The sequence below is a fragment of the Streptomyces sp. NPDC054796 genome (genome assembly GCF_053611545.1).
This window is the reverse complement of the sequence record NZ_JBSHAO010000140.1, coordinates 1-2719: the sequence shown is the minus strand read 5'-3', so window position 1 is coordinate 2719 and position 2719 is coordinate 1. Positions and strand designations below refer to the sequence as shown.

The following is a 2719-nucleotide window of genomic DNA, read 5'->3' as shown; positions in this document are numbered from 1 at the left end:
CCCGCCCGCGTCGCGAACGGCCCGCGCGCGGGTGATTATAACCACCCCCCCGGACGCCTCGGGATCCGCGTGGTGCTCTTCGCCCCCAGTGGCCCCCCTCTCACCGGGTATGTTGGCCCGCGCCACTACTCTTACAGTGCCCCGTACGACGGGTCTGGCAAGCGGGCGGATCACGGTTTCACGGGCCCTGGAGCGATGGTCAGCCGCTGGTACGGATGCGCTGTTCGCCGCCCTGGACGGTGACCTGGTAGTCGCTCCATTCGGGCCAGCCCAGGTCGCGAAAGGAGCACTGCTCGCGCTGGCCGCGGACCTTCATGAAGGTAACGCCACTGATCAGGTTTCCCTTCGCGTCGCCTTCTCCGTCACAGACCAGACGGCACAGCCCGTCGCAGCCGAACGGCGAGGACAATGGGGTGATGATGACGCCCCCTCGGCGTACCTGCTGCGGCCAGGCGGGCGGGATGCGCCGGACGGCGGCCGTGGAGATGAGCCGGTCGTACGGGGCGCCCGCGGGCCACCCCTTCTCACCGTCGCCCACGACGAGGTGCGGGTTGAGGTCCAGGGCGCGCAGGTTCTCCTCGGCCCGTGAGGCGATGCCGGGGTCGATCTCGACGCTGGTGACGTGGGTGTCGCCGATGCGGTGGGAGAGCAGGGCGGCGGTGTAGCCGGTGCCGGTGCCGATCTCCAGGACCTTCTCGCCGGGCCGGGGAGCGAGGTGGTGGAGCATGCTCACGCACACCGAGGCGCACGAGATCGACGAGGTCCACTCGGCGTCCGTGGGCCCGTCCTCGACGAGTACGCTGCCGTCGGCGACCTGGGTGATCAGTGCGTCCAGCGGCTCGTAGATCCGCTTCAGCCAGACATCCGGCTGTTTCGCGCGATCGATGACGCGGTGCAGACCGTCGGTGCGGGGCCGCGCCGACCACACCCGGTCAGGGACGAAGTGCTCGCGCGGCACTGCCTGGAACGCTTCGCGCAGCCAGGGCCGGTGCCGGAGGTACCCGTTGTGGATGCGGTCGATCTTCGTGCCGCAGGCGGCACGAAGCGCTGCCACGTCCGCCGTGCCGACGGTGACCTCACTCGGTGCCGTCATCGTCGCCATCGCTGTCGTCGGGGTCGTCGTCGGACTCAGGAATGGGATTGCCCGGATCGCCTGGGCTGCTGTGATCCCCGCCGTACTGGCCGTTGCTGTCCTGTCGGTGTTCCGCCATCGAGTCCTCCTCATGGGGATGCGCGTGCGGGGGCAGTGTCCTCTCAGCGAGGTGGTGATCGCCACAGCGCACGGATGCGCAGGGCAGCGCATCGTGGTCCCGTAGCTGGTCCTCTCCCGGCTCCCGACCCACGGTGAAGCGTCTTTGAGAACACGTTTTCTGAGGCCACGCTGTCCATGATGCAGTCCGCTCCGGCCGAGGCCGTTGTCGACTCCACGAGCGTGCGGGCCGACCAGTGCGTCACCGGGTCAGGACGAGGAACCCCATGAGGTAGGCCAGCACGAAGATGACCGGGACCGACTGTTCGACGTGGGAGAAGGGAAGATACCGGCGCCAGTCCTTGCCCTCGCCAAGTGCCCGCCACTCCGCGCGGGAGTAGGCGAAGGCCGGCAACCGTTCCTCCATGGCGCCGATTACCGCGAACTTTGCCCCGTTGAGCTGCCGGTAGGAACGGACCAGCATGTACCAGGCCACGCACATGGAGAGGAGGATCAGCAGGCCGGGCAGCATCAGCCAGACCGAAACCCGCCCGCCGAGATCGCCCAGCAGGGGCGTCAGGACGGTGATGATGACGCTGTTGAGCGACAGGAAGAAGGTGTTGGCCAGATTCCGCCGGGCGCTCACCCGGTCGGCCATCTCCACACACAGCTTGTACTGCTCGAACACGGCGCTCTGATATTTCTCCTCCGCGTCCGCGTAGGACGATGGTCCGACGGAGTCGTTCCAGAGCGCTTCCCGGATGCCGGTCATGCGCCGATCATCGCGGTACGGCCCCGCCCGCCGCCAGTCCGGGACGGCAACTCAGTCTCGCCGCGCGGCAGAACCGAGCCCTTCCTCGTCGGTCCCCTCGACGGAACCGCGTGGCGCTCCGACACGGAGGCCCCGCAGCCACCGGCGCCCGCCGGTGAGTCGGGACGGGGCTTCGCCGGGAAGGCGCCGCGCCACGTGCGTGAGGACCGGCCGCAGCTGCTTGCGCTGCGTCTTGAGCACTCGTCCAGTCGAGGTGAGGGCCCGGACGGCGGTGACGTCGACACGCGTGACCGTCGGCACCCAGGCCGAGTCGAAGTGGATGATTCCCTGGAGCCCGAGCAACGTGCCGCTGAACATCGGATCGTGCAGCGACGGGTAGTCGGGAAAGACCGGGGCCGGGACGGGCTCCGTTCCCTCGGCGCGCAGCTGTTGTGCCCGTTCGGCGAATGCCCCGGGCACAGCCTCTTGAAAGCGGCGGTACGCCCGCTCGTCCCCCATCACGAGCGGGAGCAGTTGTTCCGGCGTTAACAGCCTTACCGCCTCGGTGAGTTCCCACAGGGTGCCCGGGCCCGTTCCCGCGACGAGGACGACCAGGCGGGCGCGGCCGATCAGCTCGCTAACCACCGGCTGCCAGCCGTGCAGGGGCAGATAGAACCGCTGGGCGCCGGGCAGCGGGAGCCGTTCACCGGGCTGCCCGACCGCCACGAGCCGACCGAACCGTCGACGGAAGGTCCAGACCATCTCCTCCTCGTAGGTAC

3 protein-coding genes and 1 pseudogene are annotated in these 2719 nt (G+C 69.0%); all 4 read right to left on the bottom strand.

The annotated features are described in order from the left end of the window. Nucleotides 1-199: 199 nt before the first annotated feature. Nucleotides 200-1093, bottom strand: a complete 894-nt coding sequence (locus tag ACWGJ2_RS40180; protein WP_453351371.1) for a methyltransferase domain-containing protein — start codon at nt 1091-1093, stop codon at nt 200-202. After that, nucleotides 1077-1211: a hypothetical protein gene (locus ACWGJ2_RS40175; protein ID WP_453351370.1), complete on the bottom strand. Its 135-nt coding sequence runs from the start codon at nt 1209-1211 to the stop codon at nt 1077-1079. Before ACWGJ2_RS40175 ends, ACWGJ2_RS40180 begins: the two co-directional genes overlap by 17 nt. 240 nt (nt 1212-1451) lie before the next feature. Beyond that, the gene (locus ACWGJ2_RS40170) at nt 1452-1961 is read right to left on the bottom strand and encodes a RipA family octameric membrane protein (protein WP_453351369.1); all 510 of its coding nucleotides are present in this window, start codon (nt 1959-1961) and stop codon (nt 1452-1454) included. A gap of 51 nt (nt 1962-2012) precedes the next feature. Continuing rightward, nucleotides 2013-2719 (bottom strand): annotated as a pseudogene (locus ACWGJ2_RS40165) (hypothetical protein); the annotation flags it as partial.